1 pseudogene is annotated in these 696 nt (G+C 41.7%); it reads left to right on the forward strand.

Features of this window, described 5'->3' with window-relative positions:
- Window positions 1–696 (forward strand): annotated as a pseudogene (locus ACFINZ_RS10945) (hypothetical protein); the annotation flags it as partial.

Here is a 696-nt window from a genome sequence, read left to right on the forward strand (position 1 = left end):
GCTTTGTTTGGGGATTATATCATTGCTGTGAATGCCAATGATAAGCCACAAGTGATCGACATTAATCATGACAAAAACTTTAGAGATTTAGGTGGAAATCCACCACAAGCGGGGATTGTGCGTGTGTGGGGAGATTTCGTTTGTCTGATGAAATTGACAGAGCATCCAAGACGTGTCCATTGGTCAGGATTGAACGATGCCGAATTTTGGACTGTTGGAAAAAAAAGCTGCGATTATCAAGATTTTCCCGATGGCGGTTTCGTGCAAGGTGCGACCGAAACAACAAATCCAATCATCTTTATGCGGTCCGCAATCTATGCCGGATCTTTTATTCCTGGATCTAAGATTATTTTCAGTTTCCAAAAAATCCATGATAAACGCGGTGCAAAAAACGCTGAATCTATCGTTTGTCGAGGCGATCTTGCCTTCTTTGCTGATGAGGGAGGATTTTATCAGATCACCAATGAGGGACAAATTATACCAATTGGCTTCGAAAAAGTCGACCGGACGATGACTGCAAAATCGAGGCAGAATAATCTGTATACTCTATCTGCTGCTATCGATGGAGTGTATAATCGCGTTTATTGGATGGTCGATACCGATGAAAGCGTCCACAAACGTATTTTACTTGTTTATGATTGGGGATTGCAAAAATGGACTAAGGCGGTTGTGGATATCAAAATGATTTTGCCCATT

Source organism: Bartonella sp. AA81SXKL (genome assembly GCF_042196945.1).
GTDB lineage: Bacteria > Pseudomonadota > Alphaproteobacteria > Rhizobiales > Rhizobiaceae > Bartonella.